This window comes from Streptomyces herbicida, assembly GCF_032656585.1.
Lineage (GTDB): Bacteria > Actinomycetota > Actinomycetes > Streptomycetales > Streptomycetaceae > Streptomyces > Streptomyces herbicida.
On the sequence record NZ_JAUYWJ010000025.1, the window covers coordinates 18,823 to 34,650 of the forward strand.

Here is a 15,828-nt window from a genome sequence, read left to right on the forward strand (position 1 = left end):
TCAGAGGGCGGAGATGGAGGGGAGTTCGGCATCCGAATGAGGGGACGTGACACCCGTTTCAGTCGTAGCCGTGCGGCCGAACACCGCAACGAGCAGGCCCAAGCCGACAGCCGCACCGACCAGTTGGGCCGCGATGAACGGAGTGACGGAGGCCGGAGCGATGCCGGCGAACGTGTCGGTGAAGGCCCGGCCCACGGTCACGGCCGGGTTGGCGAATGACGTGGACGAGGTGAACCAGTAGGCGGATCCGATGAAGGAGGCCACCGCCACCGGCGCCAGCTGGGCGCGATCAGTTCGAGTCAGGCCGAAGATCAGCAGGATCAGCCCCGCGGTTGCCACGATCTCGCCCAGCCACAGGTGACCGGCCGAGCGATCACGGGTGGACCACTTCACGAGCGGTTCGGCGAACATCGCATCCGCCAGGATCGCGCCGCCGATGGCCCCGGCAATCTGGGCAGGGATGTACGCAGCCACCTCCCGTGCGGTCATGCCGTCGCCGCTCCCGCGACCGGTGCACCACACGGCGAGTGTGACGACCGGGTTGAAGTGCGCGCCGGAGACCGGACCCAGCAGAGCGATCAGCACGCCCAGGCCGAGGACGGTGGCAAGCGAGTTGGCGAGCAGCTGCACGCCGACGTCCCGTGACAGCTCGGTTGCCTGAATGCCGGAGCCGACCACCACGGCGACCAGCGCTGCCGTGCCGACCGCTTCGGCCGCCGCACGCCGCACGAGCGAAGCATTCACGCGGTCGCTCCAGCGCCCCGGGGAACCGTCAGGAACGAAGCCAGCCGGGCCAGTGCATCGGGCAGCGCCCAGTAGTACACCCATGTCCCGCGCCGCTCGCAGTCGATGAGACCCGCCTGCCGGAGGAGCTTGAGGTGATGGGAGATCGTCGGCTGTGACAGGTCGAAGGCGGGTGTCAGCTCACAGACGCACACCTCACCACCGTCCTGCGAAGCGATCATCGACAGCAGCCGCAGCCGTACCGGATCACCGAGAGCCTTGAAGGCCTTGGCCGGCTCCGCCACCTGGTCGTCGTCCAGCGGCGCGGCAGCGAGCCGCTGACAGCAGGCACCGCCGTCCGTGTCCTGCCCGAGGACTTCGAGCTCTTGTTTCGCCATGCCTCTATGTTGACGTTTTTCGATCCAAGGCGCAAGGTTGCATCAACGAACGTCAATACAAGCCGTTCCGGGCACCGCCATGCCCCGCCATCCAGGAGTGACCCATGTCCGAGCAGTCCACAGACCTGCGCGAAACCGTCCGCCGGCGCTACGCGGCAGCAGCCGTCAAGGTCGTCGAGGGCGGCACCACCTGTTGCGGGCCGGAGCCCGTCGAGATCGACGAGGCCTTCGGCTCCACCCTCTACCCGGCGGACGAACGCGACACGCTCCCCGCCGAGGCCCTGGCCGCCTCCCTCGGCTGCGGCAACCCCACCGCAGTGACCGATCTGCACGAAGGGGAACGCGTCCTCGATCTCGGTTCCGGAGGCGGCATCGACGTCCTGCTCTCCGCCCGACGCGTCGGCCCGAGGGGCAAGGCGTTCGGACTCGACATGACCGAGGAAATGCTCTCCCTGGCCCTGGCCAACGCCACGAAGGCAGGCGCCACGAACGTCGAGTTCCTCAAGGGCACGATCGAGGCCATCCCGCTGCCCGCGAACACCATCGACGTCGTGATCTCCAACTGCGTGATCAACCTGTCCACGGACAAGCCGGCTGTCTTCGCGGAGACGTTCCGCGTCCTGAAGCCCGGCGGCCGGATCGGCGTGTCCGACGTGGTCGCAGACGACTCCCTGACACCCGAGCAGCGAGCCGAGCGCGGTGACTACGTCGGCTGTATCGCGGGCGCCCTTTCCTTCAGCGAGTACCGCGAAGGACTCGAAGCGGCAGGCTTCACGGACATCGAGATCACTGCGACCCACGGCGTCGCCGACGGCATGCACTCGGCGATCGTGCGCGCCGCCAAGCCCGCCGCAGCGGCCGCGACGGAGGCGACCGAGCGGGCCGACGCCTGCTGTGGCGTGAACGCCTGCTGCACCCCGGCCGAGACCCCGGCGGACCCGGCCGTCACGGTCACGGAGGCCAAGACCGCATCGGGCTGCGGTTGCCAGAGCTGAAGCACTCCCGCGAGGAAGACTGCCGCCGGCCGCAGCGTCATTGACGTCAGGAACTTGTCACCGAGGGAGGGGAACTCGGGCTGCCCGTCTTCGGCGGGCTGTCAGGAGGCCGAACCGAGCCGCTTCGAGGTCCGGTGGACCTTGCTGTAGTTGTCCTTGGGGCAGGCGGAGTCCGGGTGCGGCCTGGGATCGGATTCCGTGGCTGCCACCGTCTGCGGGCCCGCGGGGGATCGTAGGTCTCGGCCGTGGTTCCGCCCTGCACCGGCCGCTTACAGCCGGCGACGTCGCCTCTGGTCCGGCAGCAATCAGGCACGCCCTCGGGTAGACGGCGCAACTGCGGTCTGCCCAGCCTCACGCGCATCTGTCTGGCAAGCCGGGCACAGTTCGTGCCGCCCCTCATCGGTGATCACAGTTCCCCACCCCAGACACAATTCGCAGCCGCGGGCCAGGATCGGGTTAGCGCGAGGCACAGGCTGGGGAGCAGAGTGGGCTCCGTGGGCCATAAAAGGCCTTCCTCGGTGATCCAATAAGTACAGTATGAGGCCCTATGAGCCTTTCCTACAGCTCTCGAGGCGGCGTCCAATCGGAGTAAACCCGATGGAGGCGCGCGATGGGACGCAATTCCCACAAGCCGCTGTCCTGCGGACTCCGCCGCGCCGGGCTCAAGCGCTCCCGACGCACCGAGCACCATCAGTCGACCTGCCAAGATCGACGCGGATTCCGGCCGGTCTCCGGGCTGCCCGACGGCCTGAAGCGAGTGGAGCCGTGAGCTCCAGCGAGGCAGGCTTGGTGCATGAAGTCGCTCTTGCGCTCACCCCCTCGGCCAGGAGCAGCCAGTCGCGGCCGCGTCCTCTTCACGCTGATGCAGTGCGTGCCCTTCTTGATTGCGCTGGCCGTTCTGGTCATCGAGCTCACGCCTGCGCACTTCATCTACACCGGCCCCTTTCTCACCGCGGTTCCGGCGCTTGCGGCAGTGACGATGGGGCCCAAGGGCACCGCCGCGGCCACGGCTCTCGCCCTGGCGATCAGCGTGACCACCGCGACCTATAACGACGCCTGGGGCACCCTGCAGGTCTACACCAATTTCCTTGCTCTGGGCCTGGTCTCCGTGGCTGGTTTCATCACAAGCAGTGCCGTGCAGGCCCGCAGACAGAGAGAGCTCGACCAAGTTCGCAGAATCGCCGTGGCGGCCCAGGAGGTCGTGCTGCGGCCCGTGCCCGCACGACTGGGCCCAGTGTCGGCAGGCAGCCTGTGCCTGGCGGCAGGGACGGGCGCACTGGTGGGCGGTGATCTGTACGAGGCCGTGCAGACGCCGTACGGCGTCCGGATGATCGTGGGAGACGTCCGGGGCAAGGGGCTGTCCGCGGTGCGAGCCGTTGGTGTGGTGTTGGGCGCTTTCCGAGAAGCCGTGCACTACGAGGACGAGCTCGTGGAGGTCATGAACCACTGTACGGCTGCGCTGCGACGGGAAGCCGCCGTGCCGGGTGCATATGCCGAGGAAGTTCTGCTGGAGGGTTTCATCACGGCGCTCATCGCGCAGGTGCCGGACGAGCCCGTGGTGCAGTTGATCAACCGTGGGCACCCGCCACCGCTACTGCTGCACCAGGGCAGGACAACGCCTCTGATGCCCCCCTCGCCGTTGCCACCGCTCGGCCTCGAAGACCTCGCCAGTGACCTCCCCGACAAGCCTGACAGCTATCCGTTCGCCCCAGGTGACCGCCTGTTGCTCTACACCGACGGCGTCATCGAGGCCCGCGACCGCGACGGCGCATTCTTCGCCCTGCCGGAGACCATGGAAGGGATACGCGCCGATACCTCCCCACCGGCATTCCTGGAGCAACTGCACCAGGCGTTGGTCCGCCACACCCGGGGCGATCTGGCGGACGATGTGGCGATGATCCTCGCTGACCGGCACAACATCGGACAAGAGCCGATGCCTCGTGAGGCGGACATGCGGTAGAGATCGGCCTGGGCTGCCGAACCGCTCGGGTATCAGGCGCCTGACGGCGGTACGCGCGCCGGCCGGGCAGGAGTTGGGGGAGAAACAGGAGCGCAGAGCTCGCCAGGGGACGGGCCGCGCGCGGCGAGCGGAGCAAGCCACCTTGAAGCTGCAGAGAGTTGCAGCTCAGCCACGGATCACTGACTTCACAGCGCCGGACACCAATGAGTCCCCTCTCCCGGCAGGGAAGAGACTCAACCGGTCGTACAGTCACCCGCAAATCATCCGATCGGAAATACTCGTGTTCGCCGCCACGGCTCACGAACGACAGCAGCCCACTACTGACATCCACCGATGAGTTCCGCCGGCTGGGCCGGTCTACCAGGACGTACGCCATCGAGCCACCGACTGGAGACCCACCATGACCAATCCCGCACACCCCGGCCGCATGCTGTTCGTGAACATCCCCGTAGCGGACCTCGAGCGCAGCAAGGCGTTCTTCGCCAAGCTCGGGTTCAGCTTCAACCCGATGTTCACCGACGAGACCGCCGCCTGCATGCTGGTCGGCGAGCACGCCTTCGTCATGCTGCTCAGCCACGAGAAGTTCGCGGAGTTCGCGAAACTGCCGATGGCCGACCCCACCACGCACACGCTGGCGCTGTACTGCTTCAGCGTGTCGTCCCGCGATGAGGTCGATACGGTCAGCGCCGCTGCGCTCGCGGCGGGCGGCTCCAAGGCGGATGACGCCGAGGACTACGGCTTCATGTACTCACGCAGCTTCTTCGACCTCGACGGCCACGGCTGGCAGGTCATGTGGATGGACCCGGCGGCGGCGGAGCAGGGCCCCGAGGCGTTCGCGGCCTCCACGCAGGACGCCGACACCCCGGCCTGACCCACCGCGTTCCGCACATGCGCCGCCGTCGTGCGGCCGACCGCCCCACCCACGACGCTTCTGACCTCATGCACTGTGTGCCTGCCTCTTGGAGGAAGTTGAGGTTCGGCTCCGACGAGGGCCTCACAGCGCCAGATCCAGGGCTCAAACGCCATCACGCCGAGAGCCCCTTCCCAGACGGGAAGGGGCTCAAAGGCCACACAGCCTCGCACAAGCCTGGAACGAGCCCGCACGAGGGCGCGAAGCGACGACCGCAGTCGCGGCCACCCGATCGAGTGCCTCGCTCACCTCAGTGCGTGTGCCCACTCGCAGCAGGCGCCGGACCAGCGTTCTTGACCGTCAGCGGCAGCAACTTCTTGCCCGTCGGGCCGATTTGGATGTGGGTGTCCATCTGCGGGCACACGCCACAGTCGAAGCACGGCGTCCAGCGGCAGTCCTCGACCTCCGTCTCGTCGAGGGCGTCCTGCCAGTCCTCCCAGAGCCAGTCCTTGTCGAGGCCGGAGTCGAGGTGGTCCCAGGGGAGGACCTCCTCGTAGGTGCGCTCGCGGGTGGTGTACCAGTCGACGTCGACGCCGAAGGGGGCGAGGGCCTTGTCGGCGCAGGCCATCCAGCGGTCGTACGAGAAGTGCTCGCGCCAGCCGTCGAAGCGGCCGCCGTCGTCGTAGACCGCGCGGATGACGGCGCCGATGCGGCGGTCACCGCGGGAGAGCAGGCCCTCGACGATGCCGGGCTTGCCGTCGTGGTAGCGGAAGCCGATCGAGCGGCCGTACTTCTTGTCGCCGCGGATCTTGTCGCGGAGCTTCTCCAGGCGGGCGTCCGTCTCCTCCGCCGAGAGCTGCGGGGCCCACTGGAAGGGCGTGTGGGGCTTGGGGACGAAGCCGCCGATCGAGACCGTGCAGCGGATGTCGTTCGAGCGGGAGACCTCGCGGCCCTTGGCGATGACCTTCGTCGCCATGTCGGCGATCTGGAGGACGTCGTCGTCGGTCTCCGTCGGCAGGCCGCACATGAAGTACAGCTTCACCTGGCGCCAGCCGTTGCCGTAGGCCGTGGAGACCGTACGGATGAGGTCCTCTTCCGAGACCATCTTGTTGATGACCTTGCGGATGCGCTCCGAGCCGCCTTCGGGGGCGAAGGTCAGGCCCGAGCGGCGGCCGTTGCGCGTCAGCTCGTTCGCCAGGTCGATGTTGAAGGCGTCGACGCGGGTGGAGGGGAGCGAGAGGCCGATCTTGTCTTCCTCGTAGCGGTCGGCCAGGCCCTTGGCGATGTCGCCGATCTCCGAGTGGTCCGCGGAGGACAGGGAGAGGAGGCCGACCTCCTCGAAGCCCGTCGCCTTCAGGCCCTTGTCGACCATCTCGCCGATGCCCGTGATCGAGCGCTCGCGCACCGGGCGGGTGATCATGCCCGCCTGGCAGAAGCGGCAGCCTCGCGTGCAGCCGCGGAAGATCTCGACCGACATGCGCTCGTGGACCGTCTCGGCCAGGGGGACCAGCGGCTGCTTGGGGTACGGCCACTCGTCCAGGTCCATGACCGTGTGCTTGGACACGCGCCACGGGACGCCCGACTTGTTGGGGACCACGCGGGCGATACGGCCGTCGGCCAGGTACTCGACGTCGTAGAACGCCGGGATGTAGACGGCACCGGTGCGCGCCAGGCGGAAGAGGACCTCTTCGCGGCCGCCGGGGCGGCCCTCCGCCTTCCACTGGCGGATGATCTTCGTCATGTCCAGCACGGCCTGCTCGCCGTCGCCGATGATCGCCGCGTCGATGAAGTCGGCGATCGGCTCGGGGTTGAAGGCCGCGTGGCCGCCCGCCAATACGATCGGGTCGTCCAGCCCCCTGTCCTTGGACTCCAGGGGGATGCCGGCCAGGTCCAGGGCCGTGAGCATGTTCGTGTAGCCGAGCTCCGTGGAGAACGACAGGCCGAACACGTCGAAGGCCTTCACCGGGCGGTGGCTGTCCACCGTGAACTGCGGGACGCCGCGCTCCCGCATCAGCGCCTCCAGGTCCGGCCACACGCTGTAGGTGCGCTCGGCGAGGACGCCCTCCTGCTCGTTCAGGACCTCGTAGAGGATCATGACGCCCTGGTTGGGCAGACCGACCTCGTACGCGTCCGGGTACATGAGCGCCCAGCGCACGTCGCAGGACTCCCAAGGCTTGACCGTGGAGTTCAGCTCCCCGCCGACGTACTGGATCGGCTTCTGCACATGCGGCAGCAGAGCTTCGAGCTGCGGGAACACAGACTCGGCGGCCTCGGCGGATTCGGCAGGCATCTCGACGAACCTTCGTGAGCTGACAGGGGTGACCATCAAGCGTAACCCGCTCGGAGGCCTCCCCCGTACGCTCAGAGGGACGCCCCGGCCCGCATCCCCTTCCAGACCCCCGGCAGCTCGGCCTCCACGGCCGCCGCCCCCTGCTCCTCGCGCCCGTACAGCAGCCCGTAGGTGAACGCGCTCTCTCCCGCCGCATGTGCCACGGCGGCCAGCTCGCGCAGGGTCTGGCGGGCCATGACGCTGTCCTGGTGGTCGCCGAGCAGGGTCTGCAGGGACTTCATGTCCTTGGTCAGGGCCGCGGCCGGGTCGCCGAGGGCGGGCGTGGCGGCCTCGGCCGCGTAGCGGGCCCGCTTGGCCTTCTTGCGGGCCTCGTGCAGCCCGAGGTCGCGCTCGTGGCCGGGCTCCAGGTCCAGCGCCTGCTCGACCAGGTCGGCGACCTTCGCGAAGCTCTTGCGTACGGCCTTGGCGATCACCTTCTCCGGCTTCCCGCCGGCCGCCTCCAGCAGCGGCGGGTCGGTGACCAGGGCATCCAGGGTGTCGAGCAGTGTCAGATACCGCTGGGAGTCCAGGACGCCGATGAGACGGCTGCGCGCTCCGCCGTGGCTGGCGCCGGCCCAGATCCGGAGCCGTTCGTGGACGGGGCCGGAGACCAGGTCGTGGGGCACCGCGTCGAGGGCGGCGATCAGGCGCTCGGTGAGCACCTCGCGGTCGCGGTCCACGCCGAGCTCGGCCGCCAGCCACTTCAGCTCCACGCCGATCGGATCGGTGACGGTGCGGTCGAGGACCTTGCCGAAGGAGCGGAAGGTGCTGCGCATACGGCGGGTGGCGACCCGCATCTTGTGGACGGAGTCCTCCACGTCCCGGCGGACGGCTGGGTCGAGCTCGATGATCGCGTCCCGTTGGTCGCGGACGTAGGCGAGGACGTGGTCACCGGCGGTGACGGGCTTGGCGGGCTTCTTCGGAGCGCGCCGGGCCTTCTTGGCGGCGGGTGCGGTGTCGGCCAGCGCCCTGGCCAGCTTCGACGGCGCCTTCGACGGCCGTACGCCCGCCTTGCGCAACCGTTTCTCCACCTTGTCGAGGACGACCGGGTCCACGTCCTCGGCGAGCTCGACCTCGATCTCGGTCCACTGGGCGGTGCCTCCGCCCTCGGTGAGCCGCTCGGCCGTCACCGCGTCGACGCTGGCCTCGGCGAGCAGTTTGCCGTCGGCGTCGACGAGGTGGCGCAGGTCGCGGGCGGAGCGGAGCCGGACGACGGGGATCAGTTCGGCGTCCCGGACCCGGGAGCGCACCAGCGCGGCCAGTTCCTCGGGCAGGGTGTCGGAGAGCGGGGCGTGGATCTCCTCGCGCTCTCCCGGGGCCACCGGGAGCTTGAGGTGCCAGCCGGCGTCGGAGCCGCCGGTGCGGCGGCGCAGGGTGATGGAGGCGGCCGCCAGGCGTTCGTCGGCAGTGTCGTGGTAGGTGGCGTCCAGCTCGACGATGCCTTTGTCGAGGACGCCCGCCACCCCGCCGACGCCGGTCAGGTCGGGCAGCCCGCTGTCGTCGGATTCGTACTTGCGCTCGATCTCGCGTTTCGCATCCGCCATGAATCGAATCTAGTGGCAGGCGGGCCGCGATGGCAGAGCGCAATCAAGGTGAATCACAGGCAAACTCCGGGAAATCAGAAGGTGACCAGCACCCGCAGCAAGGGTCCACCTGGAAAGTGGCTACCTTTGCCCGTCCGGGGAGAAGGGCGTTGAGACACTGCCGTCGACGTAGGTCCCGTCGGCCAGTTCCTCGGTGACCGGGCACAGAGCGACCCGGGCGGTGGACTCCTCCCCCGGTATACGGCTCTCCCGCTACGCCGACATCGGCCGCTGCACCCGGATCGACTGCAGCAGCCCCACGGCCACCCACACCGCGAACATCGACGAGCCGCCGTACGACACGAACGGCAGCGGCAGACCGGTGACCGGCATGATGCCGAGGGTCATGCCGATGTTCTCGAACGCCTGGAAGGCGAACCAGGCGACGATTCCGGCGGCGACGATCGTGCCGTACAGCTCGGTCGTCTCACGGGCGATGCGGCAGGCGCGCCACAGGACGACGCCGAGGAGGAGGATTATCAGGCCGGCGCCGACGAAGCCCAGTTCCTCCCCCGCGACCGTGAAGACGAAGTCCGTCTGCTGTTCGGGCACGAACTGGCCGGTGGTCTGCGAGCCGTGGAAGAGGCCCGCGCCGGTCAGACCGCCCGAGCCGATCGCGATGCGGGCCTGGTTGGTGTTGTAGCCGACGCCCGCGGGGTCGAGGTCCGGGTTGGCGAAGGCCGCGAAGCGGTTGATCTGGTACTCGTCCAGGATGTGCAGCTGCCAGACGGCGATCGCGCCGAGCGCGCCCGCTCCGAGCAGGCCGAAGACCCAGCGGTTGGAGGCACCCGAGGCGAGCAGCACCCCCAGGACGATGATCACCATGACCATGACCGAGCCGAGGTCGGGCATGAGCAGCACGATCAGGATCGGTACGGCGGCCAGGCCCAGGGCCTGCAGGACCGTGCGGTGGTCGGGGTACTTCTTGTCACCGGCGTCCACGCGGGCCGCCAGTATCATCGCCATCCCCAGGATGATCGTGATCTTCACGAACTCCGAGGGCTGGAGCGAGAAGCCGCCGCCGAGCACGATCCAGGAGTGCGCGCCGTTGACGGTCGAGCCGAGCGGTGTGAGCACCAGCAGGATGCCGAACACCGAGATGCCGTAGAGGATCGGCACGGCCGTGCGCAGGGTGCGGTGGCCGAGCCAGATCGTGCCGACCATCAGGGCGAGCCCGATGCCGGTGTTCATGACGTGCCGGAGCAGGAAGTAGTACGGGTCGCCCTGGTTGATCTCGGTCCGGTTGCGGGTCGCGGAGTACACCAGCAGCGAACCGAGCAGGGACAGGGCGAGCGAGGCCAGCACTATCGGCCAGTCCAGGCGGCGGGCCAGCGAATCACGGGCGAAGAAACGGGTCCAGCCTGCGCGCGCGGGGCCGTATCCGGAGACGGAGAAGCTGTTCGCGCCGGTCATGTGAGCATCCTTCGGCTTCCCCGGCGGCGACGGCGCCTGCGGGTGTTGCTGTTGCCGGTCTCGGGCGAGGCGGTGGTCGCGGCGGGCTGCGACGCGTCCGGGGAGGGCGATCCCGACGGGGTGGCCTGCACGTCCTTGGCCGGGTCCTTGGACACCTTCGGGGACTTGATCGTGCCGTCCGTGCGGACCTTCGGCAGGTTCTTCTCCGGCGTGGGCAGCAGCGCCTTCTTGTTGTCGATGGAGCCGTCCGGCTGGACGCCGTACATCGCGCTGTAGATGTTGCGCACGGCCTCACCGGAGGCGCCGGAACCCGTACCGGCCTGGGCGATGGTCATGATGACCGTGTAGTCCTTGGAGTAGGTCGCCAGCCAGGACGTGGTCTGCTTGCCGTAGACCTCGGCGGTACCGGTCTTGGCGTGCAGGGCGATCTTGTCCTGCGGCCAGCCGCCGAACTTCCAGGCGGCGGTACCGCGGGTGATGACGCCTGCGAAGGCCTCGTTCATGCCCTTGAGGGTGGCCTTGCTGACCGGCAGCCTGCCGTTCTTCTTGGGCTTGATCTCCTGCACGGACTTGCCGTCGGCGCTGATGACCGCCTTGCCGATGGTCGGCTGGTACATGGTGCCGCCGTTGGCGACGGCGCCGTAGATCGCGGCCTCCTGGATCGGCGTGACGAGGGTGTCGCCCTGGCCGATGGAGTAGTTGATCTCGTCACCCTCGCGCATCTTGTTGCCCTCGAGGCAGTTCTCGTACGCGATCTTCTCGACGTACGAGCCGTCCTTCTTGCCGGACTTGCACCAGGCGTCCTTGTTGGCCTTCCAGTAGTTCAGCTTCCACTGGCGGTCCGGGACACGGCCGGTGACCTCGTTGGGCAGGTCGACGCCGGTCTGCTTGCCGAGGCCGAACTGGTGGGCGGTCTTGAAGAACCAGTCCTTGGGCTCGCCCTTCTTCGGGTTGATGCCGCCGTCCCTCTTCCACTCGCGGTCGGCGAGTCCGTAGAAGACGGTGTCGCAGGAGACCTCCAGGGCCTTGCCGAGCGAGATCGGGCCGAAGCTCTCACCCTCGAAGTTCTTGAAGACCTGGCCGCCCACCGAGTAGGAGCTGGTGCACGGGTAGCCGCCGTCCCAGACGTAACCGGCCTGGACCGCGGCGGCCGTGGAGACCACCTTGAACGTCGAACCGGGCGCCGCCTGACCCTGTATGGCCCTGTTGAGCAGCGGGTAGTCGGAGTTCTTGCCGGTGAGCTTCTTGTAGTCCTTGGCGGAGATGCCGCCGACCCAGACGTTCGGGTCGTAGTTCGGCGCGGACGCCATGGCGACGATCCGGCCGGTCTTGGCCTCCATCACGACGACGGCGCCGGAGTCGGCCTTGTAGTTCTCGCCGGTGATCTTGTCGAACTGCTGGCGGGCCTTCTTCATCGCCATGTTCAGCTCGTACTCGGCGACCCGCTGGACGCGGGAGTCGATGCTGGTGACCAGGTTGGAGCCGGGCTCGGCGGCGTCCGACTTGGCCTTGCCGATGACCCGGCCGAGGTTGTCGACCTCGTAGCGGGTGACGCCGGCCTTGCCGCGCAGTTCCTTGTCGTACTGGCGCTCCAGGCCGCTGCGGCCCACCATGTCGGAGCGCAGATACGGCGATTCGGTGTCCTTGGCCTGCTGGATCTCGTCGTCGGTGACCGGGGAGAGATAGCCGAGGACCTGCGCGGTGTTGGACTTGCCGGGGGCCGGGTAGCGGCGCACGGCCTCCGGCTCGGCGGTGATGCCGGGGAAGTCCTCGGAGCGCTCGCGGATCTGCAGGGCCTGCTTGGCATTGGCCTCGTCGGTGATCGGGATCGGCTGGTACGGCGAGCCGTTCCAGCAGGGCTGCGGGGTCTTGGCGTCGCACAGCCGGACCTTCTGCATGACCTCCTTGGGGTCCATGCCGAGGACCCCCGCCAGCTTGGTGAGCACCCCCTTGCCGTCGTCCTTCTGCTTGAGCAGGTCGGTACGGGACGCGGAGACGACCAAGCGGGTCTCGTTGTCGGCGATCGGGACCCCGCGCGCGTCCAGGATCGAGCCGCGCACGGCGGGCTGGACGACCTGCTGGACGTGGTTGCCGGACGCTTCCTTGGCGTAGGCGGCGCCCTCCCGGATCTGCAGGTACCACAGGCGGCCGCCGAGGGTGCCGAGCAGGGAGAGGACGAGGATCTGGATCACGACGAGCCGGATCTGGACCCGTGGGGTCCGTCCGGTCTCGGGAATATTGGTCACTGTGGCTGCCTCCCCCTCTCAGTGTGTGTACGACTCATATACGACGAACCTGTGCGACCGGCCCCCGACCAACTGGTGTGACCTCACAGCCGCTTGACCCCCTTGATGCGGCCGACGCGGGTGGTACGGGTACGGGCCTTGGTCTTGAGGCTGCCGAGGCCGCCGCGCTGGCCGCCGATGCGCAGGCCCGTGCCGGAGGAGAGCCAGCCGGAGGAGATGTCGGTGGTCTTGGCGCCGGAACCGCTCTCCCCGAGGGGGTCGTTCTCGGCGCGGCGGGCCAGGGCCATGATCCCGGGGACGACGAACGGCGCGAGCAGCAGGTCGTACAGAGCGGCCGTGATCAGCAGGCTGTCCAGGCCGACATGGCGGGCGGCGGTGTCGCCGACGAGGGCGCCCACTCCGGCGTACAGCATGGTCGAGCCGATCGCCGCGGCGACCACCACGAGCATGGGGCCGGTGGCCGACTTGAGCCGGCCGTTCTCCGGCTTGATGAGTCCGGCGCAGTAGCCGATGACGCACAGCACCAGGGCGTAGCGGCCGGCGGCGTGGTCGGCGGGCGGAGCAAGGTCGGCGAGCAGTCCGGCGCCGAAACCGACCAGGGCGCCGCCCACATGGCCGTACACCATGGCCAGGCCCAGGACGGTGAGCAGCAGTATGTCGGGCACGGCACCCGGGAGGTGGAGCCGGGACAGCACGCTCACCTGGACGACCAGGGCGACGACTACCAGGGCGGTGGAGAGCAGGATCCGGTTGACACGCATGGGGATTCAGCTCCTACTGCTGCTGCTGGTCGGTGGCGGTCGCGTCGGCGGACGGGGTGACGGTGACGGTCACCGTCGGTGTGGGGGTCGGCTTGGGCTTGGCCGGGAGCACCTCGTCGCGCGGGTCCTTCTTCGGGGCCTCGACGACGACACCGACGATGTCGAGCTTGGTGAAGCCGACGAACGGCGTGACGTAGAGGGTCCGGGTCAGGCCGCCGCCGGAAGGGTCGACCCTGGAGACGATGCCGACCGGGACGCCGGGCACGAAGGGCTTGTCGGCCTGGGAGCCGAAGGTGATGAGCCGGTCGCCCTTCTTCACCTCCGCCTTGCCGTTGAGGAGTTCGACGCGCAGCGGGCGGTCGCCCTGCCCGGAGGCGAAGCCGAGCTCGTCGCTGCCCTCCATACGGGTGCCGACGGTGAAGTCGGGGTCGTTGGCGAGCAACACGGTGGAGGCGTCCGGGCCGACGGTGGTGACCCGCCCGACGAGACCGTCGCCGTTGAGCACGGTCATGTCCCGCTTGATGCCGTCGTTGGCGCCGACGTCGATGGTGATGGTCCAGGAGAAGCCCTGGGCCGCTCCTATCGCGATGACCTGGGCGCCCTTGATGCCGTACTGGCCCTCGCCGGCCACCTTCAGCATCTTGTCGAGCTGCCTCAGGCGGCTGCGGTTGCGGTCGTCGCTGCCGAGCTTCGCCTTGAGGGCCGCGTTCTCCTTCTCCAGTTTCGCCAGCCGGTCGTGCCGTTCGCCCGAGTTGCGGATGGCGGAGACGGCGTTGCCGACGGGATCGACCGCCGACGACACCCCGTTCTCGATCGGACCGAAGACCGCGGCCGCGGCCTGCCGGGCACCGTCGACCGGGGAGTTCTGGCCGCCGCGGATGTCCACCGTGATCAATGCGAACGCGATGGCGATCAGCAGCACCAGGAGCAGCCGGCTCTCTTTCGTGTCCCTCACGTGCGGCGGCCGTGCCCTTCCTCATTGGAATGGAGTTTGTGGGAGCTCATGCCTCTATATCAACGATCCGCCGTACGAGAGGAGATCATCTCGTACGGCGGAATCGAAGAGTTACGTCATCTGCGCGGCTGGGCGTCCAGGACCTGCTGGAGCGCCTCGAACTCCTCGACGCACTTGCCGGAGCCGAGCGCGACGCTGTCCAGCGGGTCCTCGGCGATATGGATCGGCATGCCGGTCTCGCGGCGCAGCCGCTCGTCGAGACCGCGCAGCAGGGCGCCGCCGCCGGTCAGAACGATTCCTCGGTCCATGATGTCGCCGGACAGCTCCGGCGGACACTTGTCGAGCGTCGTCTTGACGGCGTCGACGATGGCGTTGACGGGCTCCTCGATCGCCTTGCGCACCTCGGCGGCCGAGATGACGACGGTCTTGGGCAGCCCGGAGACGAGGTCCCGGCCACGGATTTCGGTGTGCTCGTCAGAGTCGAGGTCGTACGCCGAGCCGATCGTGATCTTGATCTGTTCCGCGGTCCGCTCACCGAGGAGGAGGCTGTACTCCTTCTTGATGTGCTGGATGATCGCGTTGTCCAGTTCGTCGCCCGCGACGCGGATGGACTGGGCGGTGACGATGCCGCCGAGCGAGATGACCGCGACCTCCGTGGTGCCGCCGCCGATGTCCACCACCATGTTGCCGGTGGCCTCGTGGACCGGCAGACCGGAGCCGATGGCCGCGGCCATGGGCTCCTCGATGATGTGCACCTGGCGGGCGCCGGCCTGGGACGACGCCTCGATGACGGCGCGGCGCTCGACGCCGGTGATGCCGGAGGGCACGCAGACGACGACGCGCGGCCTGGCGAGATACCGCCGCTTGTGGATCTTCAGAATGAAGTAGCGGAGCATCCGCTCGGTGATCTCGAAGTCGGCGATGACGCCGTCCTTCAGCGGCCGTACGGCAACGATGTTGCCGGGGGTCCGCCCGATCATCTTCTTCGCCTCCGCGCCGACCGCCAGGATGCCACCGGTGTTGGTGTTGATCGCGACGACGGACGGCTCGTTGAGTACGATCCCGCGACCCCTGACGTACACCAGCGTGTTGGCGGTCCCGAGGTCGACAGCCATGTCACGGCCAATGAACGACATTGAGTTCCCCATCAGGATTCGTCTGGCCTTCCCACGAGCTTTTGAGGGCTTTTCAGGTCGGCGAGGTGGGTGCTGTGACGTGAAGGCTTCCATCGTAGACGCGCCTGCACGAACACTGCGCGAGGGTCTTCGCCATTGTCAGCATGCGGTGCGCCGCCTCGCTTCTGGAGACGGCCCATCGGGGGCACTCGTTCCCCCGATCGCCACGCATATGCCAAGCGACGGCTGAAAACGTACGCCCGCCGCAGGTCAGCCGGGCCGACCGAACTGACATGCCATCAAAAAAATCCACGAAAATTTGCCGGAGCGACCCGCCGGGAACCGCTGCGCGCACGGCTTCCGCCAACGACACGGCACTTCACCCGGCCGCGATGAACCACACCCATCCCGACCATCCGGCGCAAAAGACACCCCCGGCCACGGGGCCGCCCGCGGCCCGACACACCAAGTCCCCGGCTCGCCAAGCCGACCGACCCGCC

General features: G+C 68.4%; 13 protein-coding genes. 4 read left to right on the plus strand and 9 right to left on the minus strand.

All coding sequences use genetic code 11. From position 1 onward, the window contains the following. Together Q8A52_RS38910 and Q8A52_RS38915 are read right to left on the minus strand one after the other, a co-directional pair. Positions 1-744, minus strand: a complete 744-nt coding sequence (locus Q8A52_RS38910) for an MIP/aquaporin family protein (RefSeq protein ID WP_316760635.1) — start codon at positions 742-744, stop codon at positions 1-3. Further along, positions 741-1,121, minus strand: coding sequence for an ArsR/SmtB family transcription factor (locus tag Q8A52_RS38915; protein WP_316760638.1), 381 nt, complete (start codon positions 1,119-1,121; stop codon positions 741-743). The genes Q8A52_RS38910 and Q8A52_RS38915 overlap by 4 nt, the downstream gene beginning before the upstream one ends. Positions 1,122-1,225: 104 nt before the next feature. Between Q8A52_RS38915 and arsM the strand changes: the two genes are divergently transcribed. From arsM to Q8A52_RS38935, 4 genes are all read left to right on the plus strand, one after another. Then, the gene (gene arsM, locus Q8A52_RS38920) at positions 1,226-2,116 is read left to right on the plus strand and encodes an arsenite methyltransferase (RefSeq protein ID WP_316760640.1); all 891 of its coding nucleotides are present in this window, start codon (positions 1,226-1,228) and stop codon (positions 2,114-2,116) included. A 610-nt stretch (positions 2,117-2,726) separates the two neighbouring features. Continuing rightward, positions 2,727-2,885: a hypothetical protein gene (locus Q8A52_RS38925; protein WP_316760643.1), complete on the plus strand. Its 159-nt coding sequence runs from the start codon at positions 2,727-2,729 to the stop codon at positions 2,883-2,885. 24 nt (positions 2,886-2,909) lie between these two features. Continuing rightward, entirely contained in the window at positions 2,910-4,076 is a 1,167-nt protein-coding gene (locus tag Q8A52_RS38930; RefSeq protein WP_316760646.1) for a PP2C family protein-serine/threonine phosphatase, read from the plus strand. A 400-nt stretch (positions 4,077-4,476) separates the two neighbouring features. Beyond that, positions 4,477-4,947: a VOC family protein gene (locus Q8A52_RS38935; protein ID WP_316760648.1), complete on the plus strand. Its 471-nt coding sequence runs from the start codon at positions 4,477-4,479 to the stop codon at positions 4,945-4,947. 289 nt (positions 4,948-5,236) lie between these two features. Here Q8A52_RS38935 and Q8A52_RS38940 read toward each other — a convergent pair whose 3' ends face one another. The 7 genes from Q8A52_RS38940 to Q8A52_RS38970 form a co-directional block, all read right to left on the minus strand. After that, positions 5,237-7,216 carry a TIGR03960 family B12-binding radical SAM protein gene (locus Q8A52_RS38940; protein ID WP_316760651.1) on the minus strand — a complete coding sequence of 660 codons (1,980 nt, stop codon included), beginning with the start codon at positions 7,214-7,216 and terminating at the stop codon, positions 5,237-5,239. 71 nt (positions 7,217-7,287) lie between these two features. Beyond that, a complete protein-coding gene (locus tag Q8A52_RS38945) occupies positions 7,288-8,799 on the minus strand; it encodes a CYTH and CHAD domain-containing protein (RefSeq protein ID WP_316760654.1) in 1,512 nt (503 codons plus the stop codon). A 252-nt stretch (positions 8,800-9,051) separates the two neighbouring features. Further along, on the minus strand, positions 9,052-10,251 hold the full coding sequence (rodA, locus tag Q8A52_RS38950; RefSeq protein WP_316760655.1) for a rod shape-determining protein RodA: 1,200 nt from the start codon (positions 10,249-10,251) through the stop codon (positions 9,052-9,054). Then, positions 10,248-12,497, minus strand: a complete 2,250-nt coding sequence (gene mrdA, locus Q8A52_RS38955) for a penicillin-binding protein 2 (RefSeq protein ID WP_316760658.1) — start codon at positions 12,495-12,497, stop codon at positions 10,248-10,250. Before mrdA ends, rodA begins: the two co-directional genes overlap by 4 nt. An 83-nt stretch (positions 12,498-12,580) precedes the next feature. After that, positions 12,581-13,258, minus strand: a complete 678-nt coding sequence (mreD, locus tag Q8A52_RS38960) for a rod shape-determining protein MreD (protein ID WP_316760661.1) — start codon at positions 13,256-13,258, stop codon at positions 12,581-12,583. Positions 13,259-13,271: 13 nt separating this feature from the next. Next, positions 13,272-14,213: a rod shape-determining protein MreC gene (gene mreC, locus Q8A52_RS38965; RefSeq protein ID WP_316760664.1), complete on the minus strand. Its 942-nt coding sequence runs from the start codon at positions 14,211-14,213 to the stop codon at positions 13,272-13,274. A 116-nt stretch (positions 14,214-14,329) separates the two neighbouring features. Then, a complete protein-coding gene (locus tag Q8A52_RS38970) occupies positions 14,330-15,349 on the minus strand; it encodes a rod shape-determining protein (RefSeq protein ID WP_004001297.1) in 1,020 nt (339 codons plus the stop codon). Positions 15,350-15,828 lie beyond the last annotated feature (479 nt).